The sequence below is a fragment of the uncultured Roseibium sp. genome (assembly GCF_947496995.1).
Taxonomy (GTDB): domain Bacteria; phylum Pseudomonadota; class Alphaproteobacteria; order Rhizobiales; family Stappiaceae; genus Roseibium.
This window is the reverse complement of record NZ_CANMFD010000002.1, coordinates 409242-427269: the sequence shown is the minus strand read 5'-3', so window position 1 is coordinate 427269 and position 18028 is coordinate 409242. Positions and strand designations below refer to the sequence as shown.

Sequence of the window (18028 nt, the reverse complement as noted above, 5' to 3'; positions counted from 1 at the left end):
GGATCGCGTGACGCCCTAGATGCATATTCTCGCCAGCCAGACGCGCCGTATCGATGACGGTGGCGACGCGGTCGATCTCGGCCAGTCACCGGCCGATGTCCTGTTCTTGTCCGCGGCCGACACGGAACTCGGCAGCTTTGCCGCAGCCCATGCCGGTCTGAATGAGGACCGGGCCGCACTGCGCCTTGCCAACCTGATGGCCCTGTCGCATCCCTATTCGGTCGATCTTTACGCCGAACAGACGGTGCGCGGATCGAAACTGGTGATCCTGCGCATTCTGGGCGGCGTGGAATACTGGCGCTACGGTCTGGAGCGCTTCGAGGAGGAGGTCCGCGCCAGCGGCATCGACCTGATCGTCATCCCCGGTGACGACAAATGGGACGAGGACCTGACCGGCCGCTCGACGCGTCCGGCTGAGGAAGTGCACCGGTTCTGGCGCTATTGCGTCGAGGGTGGTGCGGAAAACTACGCCAATGCGCTGCGGTTCGCGGCTTTCCTTCTGGAAAAGACCGACGAACCCGCCCATCCCGTGCCTTTGCCGCGTGCAGGTATCCATCTGCCCGGTCATGCGGCTCCGGATCTGGCGGCGCTGAAGGCCACCTGGCGCGATCCGGCGCGGCCCGTGGCGGCGATCACCTTTTACCGCGCCCTCGTGCAGGGTGCGCAAACGGCGCCCATCGACGCGCTCGTCGAGGAACTGGACCGGGCTGGCGTCAACGCGCTTCCGGTCTTCGTCTCCAGCCTCAAGGAAGCCGAATCCATCGCCGTGCTGGAGAGCCTGTTTGAAGGCGCTCGACCGGATGTGATTATGAACGGTACAGCTTTCGCGGTTTCCAAAGCGGGGATCGCCCACCAGCCGACACCGCTGGACCGGCCCGGCAAACCTGTGCTGCAGGTAGTGTTTTCCTCATCCTCCCGGGAGGGCTGGGAGGACAGCGACCAGGGTCTCTCGATCCGCGATCTTGCCATGCATGTGGTCCTGCCGGAAATCGACGGCCGTATCCTGACGCGGGCTGTTTCCTTCAAGGAAGAAGGCGTTTTCGACGCCGAAACCCAGTCCACACCGGTAAAGTTCACGCCGGTTCCGGATCGTATTCGTTTCGTCGCGGACCTCGCCGCAGGCTGGGCGAAGCTGGGACATCTGGGTGCCGGGGACAAGAAAACGGCGTTGATCCTGGCCAACTACCCCAACCGGGACGGGCGTCTTGCCAACGGTGTCGGACTGGATACACCCGCATCCTGCGTATCGCTTCTGGCGGCCATGGGGGCCGCCGGCTACGACGTCGGCAACGCGCCGGAAACATCCGCTGCTCTCATGGACATCCTGACGTCCGGTGTGACCAACGCGATTCAGGGGCGTGAGACGAGAGATGGCTTTCAGGCTCTTTCGCTGGAAGATTACCGGCAAGCGTTCTCGAGACTGCCGGAGAAAGTGAAATCCGCGGTTCAGGAGCGCTGGGGCAGGCCTGAGGACGATCCTCACGTGACCGGCGGAGAATTCCGCCTGGCGCTGCACCGCTTTGGCGGGCAGATGGTCGGCATTCAGCCGGCCCGAGGCTACAATATCGACCCGAAGGAAACCTATCACGACCCGGCTCTGGTGCCGCCGCATCACTATTTCGCCTTCTACATCTGGCTGCGGTACGGGTTCGGCGTCCATGCTGTTGTTCATCTCGGCAAGCATGGCAATCTGGAATGGCTGCCGGGCAAGGCTCTGGCGCTGTCCGAAGCCTGTTTTCCCGAAGCGGTTCTCGGGCCCGTCCCCAACATCTATCCGTTCATCGTCAACGATCCAGGCGAGGGCGCACAGGCCAAACGCCGCACCTCCGCTGTCATCGTCGACCACCTCACGCCGCCGCTCACCCGCGCCGAAAGCCATGGTGCGGCGGAAGAGCTGGAGACCCTGCTGGACGAATATTACCTGGCGAGCGGCGTCGACCCGCGCCGCCTGAAGGCCTTGACGCGGGAAATTCTCGATGCCGCCGTCCGGCATGGGCTCGACAAGGATATCGGCCTCGATGAGGCGATGGACGAGGACACCCGTCTGGCGCGGTTGGACGCTCATCTTTGCGACCTGAAGGAACTGCAGATCCGCGACGGGCTGCACATTCTCGGCACAAGCCCGGAAGGTGACCTGCTGACGGATCTTCTGGCTGCGCTGGTGCGCGTTCCAAGAGGCAAGGAACTTGCGCAGGAAAGTCTCCAGCGGGCGCTTGCAAATGATCTCGGCTTTGGAGCTTTCGATCCTCTCGATTGTGATTTTTCCGAAGGCTGGAACGGACCGAAGCCGGAGATATTGCAGGCGATGACGGACGCCCCCTGGCGCTCTAACGGCGATACGGTGGAACGTCTTGAATGGCTGGCGCGGGATCTGATTGCTGGCGACAGGGCGGTACCTGCAGAGTGGCAGAGAGTTCATCCCGTCCTGACGGAAATCGCCGAACACTTGCGTCCGGCGGTGACAGGATCGGGACATGCGGAGACTGCCGCTGTTCTGACGGCGCTCGATGGCGGCTTTGTCGAACCGGGTCCGTCTGGGGCTCCCTCGCGCGGCCGGCCCGACGTTCTTCCGACCGGAAGAAACTTTTATTCCGTAGATGTTCGCGCAGTTCCCACCGAGACCGCCTGGCGGCTGGGACAGCAATCGGCGAACCTCGTGGCCGAGCGCTATTTCCAGGACGAAGGCGAATGGCCGGCGTCGTTGGTGCTGACCTGTTGGGGTACGGCGAACATGCGCACCGGCGGCGACGATATCGCCCAGGCGCTGGCGCTCATCGGCGCGCGTCCTGTCTGGGAACAGGGATCGGGCCGGGTTACCGGGTTCGAGATTCTGAAGCTCTCAGACCTCGGACGGCCACGCGTCGACGTTACCCTGCGCGTTTCCGGTTTCTTCCGCGACGCCTTTCCGCACCAGATGGATCTCTTCGACAGCGCCGCGCGCGCTGTTGGCGCGCTGGAGGAACCCGCAACGGCCAATCCGATTGCCGCGCGTATGAAAACGGACGCGAGTGAACTGGAAAAAAGCGGTGCGAACGCGCAGGAAGCGATGCAGAGGGCAGGATACCGGGTTTTCAGCTCCAGGCCGGGCGCCTATGGTGCCGGGCTGCAAGCGCTGATCGACGAGGGCATCTGGGCGGAACGGGGCGACTTCGCCGAAGCCTTCCTCACCTGGGGCGGCTATGCCTATGGCGGTGGCGGGGACGGCGCACCGGCAAGAGCCGCGCTGGAAACGCGCCTGACATCGGTCGATGCGGTGCTGCACAACCAGGACAACCGCGAGCATGATCTGCTCGACAGCGATGATTATTACCAGTTCGAAGGCGGACTGGCGGCAACGGTGGAAACGCTGAAGGGCGCGGCACCGAAGGTCTATCACAACGATCATTCGCGCCCGGAACGCCCGGTGGTGCGCTCCTTGTCGGAAGAAATCGGCCGTGTCGTTCGCGGAAGGGCGGCCAATCCGAAATGGATCGCCGGCGTCATGCGCCACGGCTACAAGGGTGCCTTCGAGATGGTGGCGACCCTGGACTATCTCTTCGCCTTTGCCGCCACCACCCGCGCTGTCGGAGACCATCATTTCGACCAGCTCTATGAGGCCTATCTGGACGATGAAACCGTCCGCGATTTCCTCAAGGAGGCCAATCCGGCCGGCTTGAAGGAGATGCTGGCGAGATTTCACGAAGCCATCGAGCGCGGCCTCTGGACGCCGAGGCGCAATTCCACCCATGCTGCACTCAACGATCTGAAAACCACACTGGAAGGGACCGAAACGCCGTGACCGCCGATAACGACAAACCGGAACTGTCCGACGAGGAACTGAACGCCCGCCATGCGGAAAAGATGCGCAAGAAGAAAGCCGCGCGCGACAAGATCATGGCCACCAAGACCATCGAGAAAGGCCTGCTGATCGTCCATACCGGCAAGGGCAAGGGCAAATCGACAGCAGGCTTCGGCATGGTGTTCCGCTCGCTCGGGCACGGCCACAAGGTGGGTGTGGTCCAGTTCGTCAAGGGACGTATCGAGACGGGGGAACGCATGGCGCTGGAGCGGTTCTCCGATCTGGTGACCGTCAAGCGCATGGGGGAGGGGTTCACCTGGGAAACCCAGGACAGACAGCGCGATATCGACGCAGCCCAACAGGCCTGGGACGCTGCCAAGGAGATGATCACATCCGGCGACTACCGGCTGGTTTTGTGCGACGAACTTAATATCGTCCTGCGCTACGATTACCTCGATATCGCCGAAGTCGTCGCGTTTCTGGAAAATGAAAAGCCGGAGGATGTGCATGTCGTCATTACCGGCCGGAACGCCAAGGACGAACTGATTGAAATTGCCGATCTGGTCACCGACATGACGCAGATCAAGCACCCCTTCCGTTCCGGAGTGAAGCCGCAAGAAGGCATTGAATTCTAGTCACCGAACCGAGGACATATGCCTTTTACGATTATCGCTGCCAGCAGCGCCGACTCTCATGAAATAGCAACGCTGCTCCGCCGCTCGATCCTGGAACTCTGCACGGCCGATCACGACAATGACCCGGCAAAATACGAGCCCTGGCTTAAGAACAAGACGGCGGCGAATATCGAAAGCTGGATACACGGACAGGGCGGTGTTTTCACCGCCGTCGATCCGGACCGCAAGGTTCTTGGCGTGGCAATGGGATCACCGGATGGGGAAGTGCTTTTGAATTATGTCCTGCCCGATGTCCGCTGCACGGGGATCAGCAAGATGCTCATGCGGACCCTCGAGGACTATTTCCGCGACCGGGGCCTGGACAGGATCCGCCTGAAAAGCACGGAAACGGCCAGGAGGTTCTACCAGTCGCTCGGATACGCCGAGACAAGTGAGATCGAGACTCGAAGGGGGATGACCTTCCGGAGATTCGAAAAGGTGTTGGAATGAACATGGGCAGACTTTTTGACATCCGAAGCCGAACGGCATCGAAAGATCACGCGGAAATCGTCCGCCGGTATGAGCTTTATCGAACGCTCGTCGAGTTTCTGGCGGCGCTGGCGTTTGTCGTCGGAAGTATCTTCTTTTTTTACGAAAGCCTGGTCTACGCGGGAACCTGGCTGTTTCTTGTCGGTTCGGTTCTTTTCGCCGTCCGGCCTTCCATCCGCCTGTTGCTCGAACTGCGTCTGGCCAATCTGCCGGTGCCGGATGAATTCCGCCCTTACGGAGCCGCCCGGGACGAAAGTTCCCGTGGTGACGGGTAAGCAGGTGAAAACACCGGCCATCATGATCCAGGGCACGGGCTCCAATGTGGGCAAGAGCCTGATCGTGGCCGGCCTGTGCCGCCTGTTTGCCGACCGCGGCCTTGCCGTGCGTCCGTTCAAGCCGCAGAACATGTCCAACAACGCGGCGGTGACTGCGGACGGCGGTGAGATAGGCCGTGCTCAGGCGTTGCAGGCGCTGGGGTGCCGCGTGGAAACGTCTGTCCACATGAATCCCGTCCTGCTGAAACCGGAAACGGACACGGGCGCCCAGGTGATCGTACAGGGAAAGCGTTTCGGCACCTTGCGGGCACGGGAGTACGGAAAGCAGAAAGCAGAACTTCTTCCAAAGGTTATGGAGAGTTTCTCAATCACATCCTCAGAAGCGGATCTGGTGATCGTGGAGGGCGCTGGAAGTCCTGCGGAAATCAATCTGAGAGCCGGTGACATTGCCAACATGGGCTTTGCCGAAGCCGCCGGTCTGCCGGTTCTGCTGTGTGCCGACATCGACCGTGGTGGCGTGATTGCCTCCGTTGTCGGAACCCACGCGGTTCTGAAACAGCAGGAGCAGCAGCGCATCCGGGGGTTTTTCATCAACCGCTTTCGGGGGGACCCCAACCTGTTCGAAGAGGGCATGCGGGAGATCGAGGCGCGGACCGGTTGGCCGGGGCTGGGCGTCATTCCCTGGTTCGCCGATGCAGCCAGACTTCCGGCGGAAGATGCGCTCGGTCTGGCTGACGGGTTTGGCCGCGACGGCATGAAGATTGTTGTGCCGGTGACCTCCCGGATCGCCAATTTCGATGACCTCGATCCCTTGCGCCTGGAACCGGGTGTCGTGCTCGAGTTGATCCAGCCCGGCAACCCTTTGCCGGGGGATGCGGATGTCGTGTTGCTGCCCGGCTCGAAGTCGACCATCGGCGACCTGGCGTTTTTCCGTGCCCAGGGCTGGGATATCGATCTGAAGGCCCATCACCGGCGAGGCGGCCACATTCTCGGCATTTGCGGCGGTTTCCAGATGCTCGGCAGGACGATTTCCGATCCGGACGGCATCGAAGGCGCGCCCGGCGCGGTCGAGGGGCTCGGGTTCTTGAACGTGGAAACCGTGTTGACGCCGGAGAAATCGACAGTCCCGGCAACCGGCACGCATGTTGCCAGCGGCGCGCCGGTCTCTGGCTACGAGATCCATGTCGGGCGAACAAACGGACCGGACTGCGGCAGGCCGATGATGAAGCTCGCGGAAAACGTTCCGGACGGTGCTGTCTCCGCCGATGGTCTCGTGTCCGGAACCTATGTCCACGGCCTCTTCACGAACGATGCCTTCCGCACCACCTATCTGTCGGACTTCGGAGCAAGCTCGGGTGTTGCCTATGACCGCAGTATAGACCGGATCCTCGGCGATCTTGCGGCCCATCTGGAAAAGGCACTGGACGTGGAAAAAGTGCTGCAGATTGCGCGGGACGAATAGCCGGATGCTCTCTACAGCGCGAACAGGACCGCAAGGACAGCAACGAAAACCGTCTGCAATGCGAATGCCCCCAGCATGATCGCAAGCGCTCTGGAAATATCGGCCGCCGATGCATCTCTGCGCCCGGCTGCATTCAGGAAGCGGTCGTTGACCGTGTAGCCGGGATAGATCCTCGGACCTGCGAGGGAGAGGTTCAGTGCCCCGGCCATCGCCGCTTCCGGCCAGCCGGCATTGGGAGAGCGGTGTTTTCCGGCATCGTCCAGCGCACACCGGACACTCGTGCGGATCGAACCACGTGCAAGCGGTGCCGCCAGCGCGATAAAAAGGGCGGAAAGCCGCGAGGCAGGCAGATTGATGAGGTCGTCGAACCTTGCGGAGGCCCAGCCGAAATCCGCGTAAACCTCGTTCTTGTGGCCGATCATGCTGTCCGCAGTGTTGACCGCCTTGTAGGCGATCAGGCCCGGCAGGCCGAGCACGGCGAACCAGACCACCGGCGCGACCACCCCGTCGGAGAAATTCTCCGCACAGGATTCGATCGCCGCCCGCGAGACACCAGCTTCGTCGAGCTGTTTCGGGTCCCGTCCGACGATCATCGAAACGGCCTTCCTGCCGCCTTCAAGGCCGCCGGTCTGAAGGCCGTCGCGCACGGCTGCAACATGCCGGTAGAGGCTGTTGAGCGCGATGAAAACAGCGGCGATCACCACGGTAAAGATTTCTCCGAGCGGTAGGCTCGCGGCCAGTGCATGGATACCGGCGCCGATCAGGAGACTGCCCGCCACCAGGAAAAACAGGGTCAGGACACCGCCGAGTTTGCGGACGAAGGGCTCATGGGCCGTCTTGTTGAAGTGCTTGTCGAAGACGGCAATCAGCTTGCCGATCCACACCACAGGATGGGGGAGCCGCTTCCACAGCCAGGCTGGATCGCCGATCACCGCATCGAGCAACAACGCCGCCAGCAACACCCAGAGCGTGTTTTCATAAATCAGCATGATTGCTGGTTAAATGTCTTTTTGCGCATCGGCAAGGGCTTGCGAGAGGCGCTCAAGATTCGCGGGGCCGCCGGGCAGGCCGAAGCGGATCCATGTGGGCGCATAGTCGAACACCCGTGTCCAGATGTGGCGGCGTGCAAGGGCCTCGTGAAGCGCTTTGGCATCCCGAAGGCCGGCAAGCGCGAAGAGCGTCGTCCCCCCGAAAACGCTCAAGCCGGCTTCCGAGAGCGTCAGGGTGAGGTCGGCCATGTCCTCGGCAAGCCGATGGGTCATGCTCTGCCGAAAGGCGTCGTCCCGTAGCGCGGCAGCGCCGATTTCCAGCGCCGGGCCGCTGAGGCTCCAGCTTTCCAGCAGGCCGGACACCTTGGCGGTAATTGCTGTGTTGCCGGCAAGAAAGCCGAGCCGCAGGCCCGCGAGACCGAAGAACTTGCCGAAGGACCTGAGGACCAGAACGTTCTCGTCGCCAAGATGCAGCAGGATGCTGCCGCCCGGAACGACGTCGGCGAACGCCTCGTCGATGACCAGGTATCCGCCGCGTGCCGTCAGGGCGCGGGCAATGTCCAGCAGGCTCCTGACATCCACCAGGCGTCCATCCGGGTTGTTCGGGTTGACCAGCACGGCGATCTTCGCGTCCGCCGGGACGGCGTGGATGCTGGAGATTTCGACCGGCGGCCGGTTTTCGCGCGTCCATACTGCCTTGTGGCTGGAATAGGTGGGGGAGACGAGGGCGACGGGACCGTCCGGCAATGCCAGGGGCAGCAGCGAAAGCAGGATCTGTGTGCCCGGCGCGGCGACAAGACCCAGATGCTCCGGCACCTTGTAGGCGTGCCGGGCAGCGGCAATCAATCGTTCCTCCGCGGCCTTCTCCGGCAGAGCCGTCCAGGCGCCGGCGGACATGGTCCGCTGCAGCGGATAGCTGTACGGATTGATGCCGGTCGACAGGTCCAGCCAGTCCTCCCGCATGCCGCCAAAGCGTTCCATCGCCAGGGTCAGATCCCCGCCATGCTCCATGGAATTGTCCTTTCATGGCCGTGCAGGCCAACGGAGTGATCTTTTTGAGAGGCTTATCCGATTTGGCAGACAAGGTCACCGGCGGAAACGACACGGTCTTGTCAGATCTGCCGATTGACAGAACCGGCCCGAAATCAGAAAAGAACAAAACAGGAACAAGTGCCTCGAACCATGCTCGGAGTTTAATATGACCACTGGCCGCAGCCGACCGCCGAACGATTTCGACAGGGCCACGGTCCTGGAGGTCCTGGGCGAGGCGAGGGGCACGCTTGTCGAGGCGAAGCGGTGCCTGCGGCCCAGATCCGGACTGTCGCGATCCGCCGATGCGCTGATTTGCGAAATCGATGAATTTGCGCTCGTTCTGACGGGGGCGGAGGATTATTTCCATCTGAAGGCGCATGGAACACCCACCCGTCGGTCGTGAGGTAGCAGGGCGGCCCATGAGCGCAGATTGTTACAGGCCTGACTGCGTTTCACGCACCAGATGATCGACGATCCTGTCGAGCATGTCCTGAGGAACGGTGGCATCTTCTGCAACGCCTTCCGCCAGGGCCAGCTGTCTGTCCGCGGATGTGCCTCTGGAGGCAATGGTGCGGATATGCTCCAGCTCCTGCTCGCATCCGAAGTGGACCGCATCCGGCATCACCAGGTCGACAAGCTCGCCGACCATCGCCTCGAAGGGGGAGGTTTCGTTGCGGCCGAAATCGATCAGCCTGGCCGCTGTGCCGTATCTTTGCGCCTGCCAGCGGTTTTCAGCCAGCAGGAACCGGGAATAGCGCCGCCAGCCCAGATTGGCCCGGCGCAGCCTGTAGAGCATGCGGCACAGGCACCGGTAGAGGGCGGCGATGGCAACGGCATCGTCCAGCAGCGGGCAGACGTCCGTGATCCGCATTTCCAGTGTGGGAAAGCGATCCGACGGCCGCATGTCCCACCAGATCTTGGTCGCATCCTCAAGGACACCGGCACGGATGAGTATATCGACCGTATGCCGGTAGTCGGAATTGCTTTCGAATGCCGGTGGCAGGCCAGTTCTGGGCATCTCATTGAAAACCGATAGCCGATACGACTTCAGCCCTGTCTGGCGGCCGCGCCAGAAGGGGGATGAGGTGCTCAGTGCCAGCAGATGGGGCAGGAAATAGGCAAGCTGGTTGAACAGCTCGATCCGCAATTCCTCGTCTTCTATCCCCACATGCACATGCATGCCGCAGATCACCATGCGCTTGGCGACGACCTGCAGGCTTTTGGCAATTTCATTATAGCGCTTCTTGTCGGTATGCGCCTGGTCGGTCCATTCGGCAAAGGGATGCGTGGATGCGGCGATGGGAGCCAGGCCAAAGACGGCCGCTTCGCGCGCGACGGTCCGGCGGAAACCGGCAAGTTCGCTGCGCACCTCCGCCAGGGTCTCGCAGACCGGTGTGCCGACCTCGATCTGACACTTCAGGAATTCCGGGCTGACCTGGTCCTTCAGCGCCGTTTCACAGGCCGTGAACAGCTCCGCCGGCGGGGATCTCGCCAGGTCCCGTGTTGCCGTGTCGACAAGAAGATATTCCTCTTCGACGCCGATGCTGAAACTGGGCTCGTTCATTGGATGAGCATCCCGGTTTCGCGCGCGCCGCGTCAAGGCAGGAGAAATGCGGATGGGATCGGAAGGACATCACCCGCTACCGTCCACTTAAGGTTTCCTGCGCGGAGACGCTATCGTGAGGATGAGGAAACGACCACAATCCCTCACAGAGCGGTGAGTGATCCCGTTGTCGGGAACGCACGCAGACAGGAGATCAGGAAAGCGGGAAAATGGAGGCCCCGACCGGAATCGAACCGGTGTGCATGGATTTGCAATCCACTGCGTAACCACTCCGCCACAGGGCCCCAGGGTGGTGTGTCGCGCCTTATCAAACAGTTGCACGATTTGGTCAAGTCCTGAATTAGGGGCATTACGGATTTCCACCACTGCAAGGAGGGATTGCCGATTTTCAGTCTACCGGTAACGAAAACCCGGCAGAAACCGGGGACTTCCGCCGAAGCGATGCAGGAGATGCTTGTCAGGCAGCCTCCGCCTCGTTAATGAACGTTTCTCAAGAGGCGCCGGATGCCCGGCAAGTCAAAGTGAGGGCCGATATGACGGACTTTAGCCAGTCCCGCCGCAAGATGGTGGACAACCAGCTGCGCACCAACGATGTGACCGATCACCGGATCCTTGATGCGATGGAACTTATCCCTCGGGAGCGCTTCGTGCCGGCCTCGAAAAAGGTCGTGGCCTATATCGATGAGGATCTTCCGATCGGCAGCGGCGAAACGGGCAGGGTGCTCATGAAACCGCATATCTTCGGCAAGCTCGTGCAGCTCGCCGAAATTCGGGAAAACGATGTCGTGCTGGTGGTCGGTGCTGGAACCGGTTACAGCGCCGCGGTTGTGTCGAACCTCGCAGCGTCCGTTGTCGCGCTGGAAGAAAACGCCGATCTTGCCAGGACCGCGACCGAAGTTCTTGTCGATCTGGGAATCGAAAACGCGGTTGTCGTGGAAGGACCGCTGGTGAAAGGCTACGCCAGCGAAGGTCCGTACGACGTGATCCTTGTGGACGGTGCTGTCGACGTTCTGCCTGTGGCCCTGACGGACCAGTTGAAACCCGATGGCCGCCTTGCGGTTATCGAAGGCCGAGGCGGTGCCGGGGCTGCAAAGCTTTACCAGAGATCCGGAAATGCGGTCAGCAGCCGTTTCGGTTTCAATGCTGCCGTCAGTCCCTTGCCGGGATTCGAAAAAACCAAAGATTTTGTATTCTGAGGAGACACTGCGCCCGGCGATGGCAGCCGGACATATGATGTGCTTCGATGAGTGCGGGCAATATGCCCGATCGCTTCGAAAAAAGGGGCTTTCCCGGCTTTCAGCGAGTTCTGTAAAAATACGATTGGTCCCGGCTGCTTGCGGCGGGGCCATTTGATTGCAAAATACCAGTCTGCCCGCACCAGGCAGAAACTTGTTGCCCAGAAGCCGCACTCGTATATTTTCCAAATTTATCCGGTTCGAACGGTTGAAGAAAAACACTCATCAGTTTACTCAACTTAATCGAGATGGTTGGTCCGGAAGGAGTGTGGAGTGTTTGGTCGTTCAACTTTGAAAGTAGTGGCCATCGCGTTGGGTCTGTTGGGGGGCGTCTCCGCCAGCGCATTGACCGGGGCGGCCTATTCGACTGCACATGCTGAATCCATAGCAGATGCACTGGCTCTGGCTTACACCAACAACCCTTCCCTGAACGCCGCCCGCGCGCAGTTGCGCAGCGTTGACGAAGGCGTTCCGCAGGCGTTGTCCGGCTGGCGCCCGACGATCACGGCTTCCGGTTCAGCCGGACGGATAGGTTCGGACGTTGACGGCTCCAAGTCCTACTACAACAACTCGTCGATTTCGCTTTCGATCAGCCAGATTGTTTTCAACGGATTCAAGACGGTCAATTCAACCCGTCAGGCAGAATCGCTTGTTCGCGCCCAACGCGAAAGCCTGATGGCGACCGAGCAGGACACGCTCCTTGATGCGGCCAGTGCCTATGTCGATGTGATCCGCGACACCGCGCTTGTATCGCTGCAGCGCAGTGACCTGAAGTTCCTTCAGGAGCAGGTCCGCGCCGCCAGGGATCGGTTTGACGTGGGTGAAGGCACCCGCACGGATGTCAGCCAGGCGGAAGCCCGTGCAGCCGAAGCCCGTGCAAGCCTGAACACGGCGCTTGCGAACCTGAACACAAGCCGTGCCGTTTACCGGCAGGTTATCGGTGTCGAGGCCAACAAGCTGTCTGCCGACACGACGATCAGCCGTTATGTGCCAAAGTCTCTGGACGAAGCGCTTCAGGCCAGTGAAACCATGCAGCCGCTGATCCGCCAGGCGCAGCACCAGGTCGATGCGGCGGTTTTCAACATCAAGTCTCTCGAAGGCGAATTGATGCCCCAGGTGACCCTGGACGGCAGCTTCACCCGCACATGGAACCCTTCCTCCAGCACGGATCTCAGCGACAACGCACAGATTTTCGGAAACGTCAGCATTCCTCTTTATCAGGGGGGCAGCGTGTCCTCGCAGATACGGCAGGCGAAGGAAGATCTGGGCCAGACCCGGCTGCTGCTGGATGTCACCCGCGACCAGGTCCGTGCCAACGTTATTTCCGCCTGGGGGAACTATCAGGCGGCCGAAGCATCGATTGTCGCGGCACAGGCCGCCGTTGAAGCTCAGCAACTTGCCCTGGAAGGTGTGATCGAGGAGCAGCGTGTCGGCCAGAGAACGACCCTGGACGTTCTCGATGCACAGCGGGAGCTGGTAAGCCAGCAGTCCAATCTGGTAACCGCGCAAAGGAACCGCATCATCGGCGGCTACCAGCTGGTTGCCGCCGTTGGCCGTCTTGATGCCGACTCCCTCAGCCTCAGCGTGGCGCGTTACGATCCGTCAAAGCACTACAAGGCGGTGCGCGACCAGTGGTATGGCTGGCGTACACCTGACGGACGGTAAGATCAAAGTAACTTCTGTACTTCACGATGGCAGCTGCAGATCGATAATCTGCGGCTGCTTTTTTGCTTTGCCGGTGAAAATATCGGTAAATTGACCCATGTTGACCTGAAATGACCAACATGGTTCCACTGCGTACCAGTATTTTCCTACTAAAAAGGGGAAAAGACGTTTGTTGGCAGTGCGCTCGCTTTGCGCGTTTCTGGTTGACCCGCATAATTCCGGTTAACGAATCATTCAGATATAACTGGGTGTTCCGTCGCGTAGCCGAAAAGTACGGGGGAAGTCATGGCACAGGCGAAAAAGGCTGAAGAGCCGTCGATGGAGGAGATCCTCGCATCGATCCGCCGGATCATATCCGACGAGGACTCCCAGGGTGCTGACACAGGCGAGGCCGATGTCAGCGAAGAAATTGAAACACCGGTTGCAGAAGAGGCGGCTAACGATATGGGCGATGCCTCCGAGATGTCCCAGGATGATCTCGACAAGCTGTTCGACATGGACAGCGACGTTGAAGATATTGCTGAAGACGAAGATCTGGACGACATGGCTGCAGCCATGGAGGCCGATGCCGAAGCTGAGGCTGAGGTTGAAGTTGAAGCCGAGCCCGTCCCCGACGAAATTGAAGAAGATGTCCTTGAATTGACGGAAGAGCTCGCTGTTCCCGACGAAGAACCGTTGGAAATGGTGGATGGTCTTGCAGAGGATTTCGACAGCCCGGAAAGCGATGTGTCGTTTGCCGAACCCGAGGAGCTGGAACCCGCGCCAGAACCTGCTCCGGCAATCGCCACAACGCCGATCCCCGACGACCTGCCTCCCGTTGCCAGCGAGGCTCCGCTGACGTCGGACAACACCGGGGAAGCGGTTCACGCGGCTCTCGACAATCTGACCAACATGTTTGTGGGCTCCCAGGCGCTGACCGTCGAGGAACTCGTCAAGGACATGCTGCGTCCGATGCTGAAAGCCTGGCTGGACCAGAACCTGCCTCCGATGGTGGAGCAGATGGTTCAAAAGGAAATCCAGCGCCTTACGCGCCGCCGCTGAGTTCCGGCAGGCAACCAGGGTCTCCTGCACCTTCCAGAAAGCACACGTCGCACTTGGCGGCTGTGCCCCAATCGGGACGCTCCGATCAGGAAGCCGTCAGTCGGCACTCCTCGAAGCCGTCTCGCGCAATGGCGCTGCAGAGCCGGCGCCATTCGCAGCCTGCGCAGGCGGAGCGGATCGATCCGGCCTGAAAGGCTTTCCTGAGATCATCGACCCGGCGTCTGCTCAGCGGCAAGCTCCCTCCGGTTTCGACTTCGCAACCCAGAACCTCGCCGATCTCGGCGGCCGCAAGCCGGTCTCTCTCGACGACGCTGCTGTTGTGGCAGTGACAGGTCTCTTCCTTGAGCATCGGCCGGCAGATGTCATCCGGACCGCTGACGAGCCGCAGCGGTTCGCCGGTGTTCAGCCTCTCGACGATCCGGTCGTAGTTGCGCACGAAATCCACCGTGTAACCTTTGCCGAGATAAGTCAGCAGGCAGAGAAGGTGATGCGGGCGCAGCGAGACAGTCATGGAGACCTTATTACAGGAAACCGGAGGCTACCCAAGCCGGGATTTGCGGGTGGCAGGAATTCGCATGCTCCGAACCTTCCCGGGACCATGGCCGAAACCTGCCCGGACATGCAAACCGACATGCAAAGAAGTGATTTCGTGGCTTGCTGTGAGGGTTCACCGATGGTTTCACGGGTTTACCCGGTTGACTTGCGCCGACGCATCCGATTTACACGATGGCTCACGAATACCGAGATTCATCCTCCCATTGAGTGACCCTGATGCTGGATAAGACCTACGACGCGGCCAGCGTTGAGCCGCGGATTTACGAAACCTGGGAAAAGGCCGAAGCCTTCAAGGCCGGGGCCGGTTCAAAGGAGGGGGCACCTGCCTTCACTATCGTAATTCCGCCGCCGAACGTGACCGGTTCGCTTCACATGGGGCACGCTCTCAACAACACGCTTCAGGACATCCTGATCCGCTGGAAGCGCATGCAGGGCTTTGACGTTCTGTGGCAGCCGGGGACCGATCACGCGGGCATCGCGACGCAGATGGTCGTCGAGCGCGAACTGATAGAGAACCAGCAGCCCGGTCGCCGAGAGATGGGACGCGAGGCTTTCGTCGAGCGGGTCTGGGAGCAGAAGCGCAAATCCGAGGGGACGATCCTCGGCCAGCTGAAGCGTCTCGGGGCCTCCTGCGACTGGAGCCGGACCGAGTTCACCATGTCGCCAAACCTTTCGGCTGCGGTCCTGAAGGTTTTCGTCGATCTCTACAATGAAGGCCTGATCTACAAGTCCAAGCGCCTCGTGAACTGGGACCCGAAGTTCGAGACCGCGATTTCGGATCTGGAAGTCGAGAACATCGAGACCGACGGTCACATGTGGCACTTCAAGTATCCGCTGGCCGGCGGCGAAACCTACGAATATGTCGAGAAGGACGAGGACGGAAACGTCATCCTGCGCGAGACCCGCGACTACATCTCCATCGCCACGACGCGCCCGGAGACCATGCTCGGCGATGGCGCGGTCGCCGTTCATCCGGGTGACGAGCGCTACCGGTCGATCATCGGCAAGCTGTGCGAGATCCCGGTCGGCCCGAAGGCCCAGCGGCGCCTGATCCCGATCATCACCGATGAATATCCCGATCCGGAATTCGGTTCCGGCGCGGTCAAGATCACCGGTGCGCATGACTTCAACGATTATGGCGTCGCGCAGCGCAACAAGATTCCGATGTATCGTCTGATGGATACGACGGGAGCGTTGCGCGCGGACGGTGCGCCCTATGAGGAGGAAGCCGCCAAGGCGCAGGCGATCCTTGACGGCGCCGAGATGACGATCAACGAGATCGACCTCATCAACATCGTGCCGGACGACCTGCGCGGCCTGGACCGCTATGAGGCGCGCAAGCGCGTCATCGAGCAGATCACCGCCGAAGGTCTTGCGGTCATGGTCCCGGCGGACCATCCGGAAGTGGCCTGGATGAAGGGACAGGCGCCGGAATGGCATCCGCTGGGCCGGGCGATCGTCCGTCCGCTCGAGGACGATGCCGAGGCGCCGTCCGAGCTGCCGCTGGTCGAATCCAAGAAGATCATGCAGCCCTATGGCGACCGTTCGAAGGTTGTCATCGAGCCCATGCTGACCGACCAATGGTTCGTCGATGCCAAGACGCTCGCTGCACCGGCCCTGAAGGCGGTTAAGGACGGCGACACCAAATTCGTACCGGGCAACTGGGACAAGACCTATTACAACTGGCTGAACGACATCCAGCCCTGGTGCATTTCCCGCCAGCTCTGGTGGGGGCACCAGATCCCGGTCTGGTATGATGAAGACGGCAACGAATATTGCGCGCAGACCGAGGAAGAGGCGATTGCGAAGGCCGGAGGCAAGGCCCTGACCAGGGACGAGGATGTCCTGGACACCTGGTTTTCGTCCGCGCTCTGGCCGTTTTCCACCCTCGGCTGGCCGAACAAGACGCCGGAGCTGGAGCGCTATTACAAGACCGATGTCCTGATCACGGGATTCGACATCATCTTCTTCTGGGTTGCCCGCATGATGATGCAGGGCATCCACTTCATGCACGAGGTGCCGTTCCACACCGTCTACATCAACTCGATCGTGGTCGACAAGAACGGGAAGAAGATGTCGAAATCTCTCGGCAACGTTCTCGACCCACTCGACCTGATCGACAGCTACGGTGCGGATGCAACCCGGTTTGCGCTTGCCAGCCAGGAGGTCCAGTCGCGCCGGACGTTGCGGATGTCCGACCAAGCGGCCGAAGGCGGCCAGCGCTTCGCAACCAAGCTCTGGAATGCGGCCCGCTTCGCCGAAATGAACGGCTGCGCCCGTGTGGAAGGCTTCGATCCCGCCACGACGGCGCATACGCTGAACCGCTGGATCGCCACGGAAACCGGGAGATGCATCTCCGAGGTGACCGCGGCGCTTTCGGACTACCGCTTCAACGACGCGGCCGGCGCCGTCTACCGGTTCACCTGGAACACATTCTGCGACTGGTTCCTGGAACTCGCCAAGCCGGTCTTCAACGGAGAGGACGAGGCCGCGAAGGCGGAAACCAGGGCGACGGCTGCCTGGGCCATGGACGAAATCCTCAAGGTCCTGCATCCGTTCATGCCGTTCCTGACGGAAGAACTCTGGGAACGGCTCGGCGAGGGCGGTTCCGGTGCCGGCAAATTGCTGATGCTGAGTTCCTGGCCGGAAGCGCGGATTTCCGACGAAGCGGCCGCCGCCGAGATCAACTGGCTGGTCTCCCTGATTTCCGAGATCAGGTCTGTCCGCGCCGAGATGAACGTTCCGGCCGGCGCCAAGGTGTCCGTCGTCGTCGTCGGAGCGAACGACCAGACCCGGGCTCGCCTGGATACGCACAAGTCGGCCATCCTGCGCCTTGCGCGCGCCGAAACCGTTGACCTTGCGGACGCCGCCCCGGCCGGTTCGGCACAGCTGATCGTCGGCGAGGCGACGGTATGCCTGCCCCTGGCCGGCGTGATCGACCTCGGAGCGGAAAAGGCGCGTCTCGACAAGGAAGCCGGCAAGCTGGAGTCAGAGATCTCCAGGATCGAGAAAAAGCTCTCCAACCCCAAGTTCGTCGAAAAGGCTCCGGACGAGGTTGTCGAGGGCGAGCGCGAAAAGGCGGCCGAGGCGGGCGAGAAACTGGGCAACGTCCGGATCGCCCAGAAGCGGCTCGCCGAAATCGGCTGAACGAGAAACAGGCGGTCCGGGAAATGAGAGCTTGTCTTTTCCGGGCCGCAATTCGGTGTTAGCGGGAACTTCGATGTGCTCTGGCGGCATGGAATCTGTATGAGGTTGATGGCTGACTTGTG

General features: G+C 61.1%; 14 protein-coding genes and 1 tRNA gene. 10 read left to right on the top strand and 5 right to left on the bottom strand.

The annotated features are described in order from the left end of the window. The first annotated feature begins 19 nt into the window (after nt 1-19). The 5 genes from cobN to Q1B40_RS10585 are packed head-to-tail and all read left to right on the top strand — an operon-like array spanning nt 20 to nt 6678. Complete coding sequence (gene cobN / locus Q1B40_RS10605) at nt 20-3778, top strand: cobaltochelatase subunit CobN (RefSeq protein WP_299813600.1); 3759 nt, start codon at nt 20-22, stop codon at nt 3776-3778. Then, nucleotides 3775-4413, top strand: coding sequence for a cob(I)yrinic acid a,c-diamide adenosyltransferase (gene cobO / locus Q1B40_RS10600; protein WP_068412109.1), 639 nt, complete (start codon nt 3775-3777; stop codon nt 4411-4413). Before cobN ends, cobO begins: the two co-directional genes overlap by 4 nt. 18 nt (nt 4414-4431) lie before the next feature. Continuing rightward, a complete protein-coding gene (locus tag Q1B40_RS10595) occupies nt 4432-4902 on the top strand; it encodes a GNAT family N-acetyltransferase (protein ID WP_299813595.1) in 471 nt (156 codons plus the stop codon). 2 nt (nt 4903-4904) lie between these two features. Next, on the top strand, nt 4905-5216 hold the full coding sequence (locus tag Q1B40_RS10590; protein ID WP_299813592.1) for a YrhK family protein: 312 nt from the start codon (nt 4905-4907) through the stop codon (nt 5214-5216). Nucleotides 5217-5238: 22 nt separating this feature from the next. Then, on the top strand, nt 5239-6678 hold the full coding sequence (locus tag Q1B40_RS10585) for a cobyric acid synthase (RefSeq protein WP_299814896.1): 1440 nt from the start codon (nt 5239-5241) through the stop codon (nt 6676-6678). A gap of 11 nt (nt 6679-6689) precedes the next feature. On the opposite strand, the gene cbiB is transcribed toward Q1B40_RS10585, so the two are convergent. Beyond that, nucleotides 6690-7667 carry an adenosylcobinamide-phosphate synthase CbiB gene (gene cbiB, locus Q1B40_RS10580; RefSeq protein ID WP_299813589.1) on the bottom strand — a complete coding sequence of 326 codons (978 nt, stop codon included), beginning with the start codon at nt 7665-7667 and terminating at the stop codon, nt 6690-6692. A gap of 9 nt (nt 7668-7676) precedes the next feature. Further along, a complete protein-coding gene (cobD, locus tag Q1B40_RS10575; protein ID WP_299813586.1) occupies nt 7677-8678 on the bottom strand; it encodes a threonine-phosphate decarboxylase CobD in 1002 nt (333 codons plus the stop codon). Nucleotides 8679-8865: 187 nt separating this feature from the next. Between cobD and Q1B40_RS10570 the strand changes: the two genes are divergently transcribed. Beyond that, on the top strand, nt 8866-9102 hold the full coding sequence (locus Q1B40_RS10570; protein ID WP_299813583.1) for a hypothetical protein: 237 nt from the start codon (nt 8866-8868) through the stop codon (nt 9100-9102). Nucleotides 9103-9132: 30 nt separating this feature from the next. Here Q1B40_RS10570 and Q1B40_RS10565 read toward each other — a convergent pair whose 3' ends face one another. Next, nucleotides 9133-10263 (bottom strand): carboxylate-amine ligase, encoded by a 1131-nt coding sequence (locus Q1B40_RS10565; protein ID WP_299813580.1) that lies wholly within the window; start codon nt 10261-10263, stop codon nt 9133-9135. A gap of 210 nt (nt 10264-10473) precedes the next feature. Continuing rightward, nucleotides 10474-10547 (bottom strand) — tRNA-Cys (locus Q1B40_RS10560). Between the two features lie 249 nt (nt 10548-10796). Here Q1B40_RS10560 and Q1B40_RS10555 point away from each other — a divergent pair. From Q1B40_RS10555 to Q1B40_RS10545, 3 genes are all read left to right on the top strand, one after another. Further along, complete coding sequence (locus tag Q1B40_RS10555; RefSeq protein ID WP_299813577.1) at nt 10797-11459, top strand: protein-L-isoaspartate O-methyltransferase; 663 nt, start codon at nt 10797-10799, stop codon at nt 11457-11459. Nucleotides 11460-11771: 312 nt separating this feature from the next. Then, complete coding sequence (locus Q1B40_RS10550) at nt 11772-13163, top strand: TolC family outer membrane protein (RefSeq protein WP_299813574.1); 1392 nt, start codon at nt 11772-11774, stop codon at nt 13161-13163. A gap of 285 nt (nt 13164-13448) precedes the next feature. Then, a complete protein-coding gene (locus tag Q1B40_RS10545) occupies nt 13449-14204 on the top strand; it encodes a PopZ family protein (protein ID WP_299813571.1) in 756 nt (251 codons plus the stop codon). Nucleotides 14205-14289: 85 nt separating this feature from the next. Here Q1B40_RS10545 and Q1B40_RS10540 read toward each other — a convergent pair whose 3' ends face one another. Next, complete coding sequence (locus Q1B40_RS10540; RefSeq protein ID WP_299813568.1) at nt 14290-14715, bottom strand: DUF1284 domain-containing protein; 426 nt, start codon at nt 14713-14715, stop codon at nt 14290-14292. Between the two features lie 260 nt (nt 14716-14975). On the opposite strand from Q1B40_RS10540, the gene Q1B40_RS10535 reads away from it, so the two are divergent. Then, entirely contained in the window at nt 14976-17906 is a 2931-nt protein-coding gene (locus tag Q1B40_RS10535) for a valine--tRNA ligase (RefSeq protein WP_299813565.1), read from the top strand. Nucleotides 17907-18028: the final 122 nt, after the last annotated feature.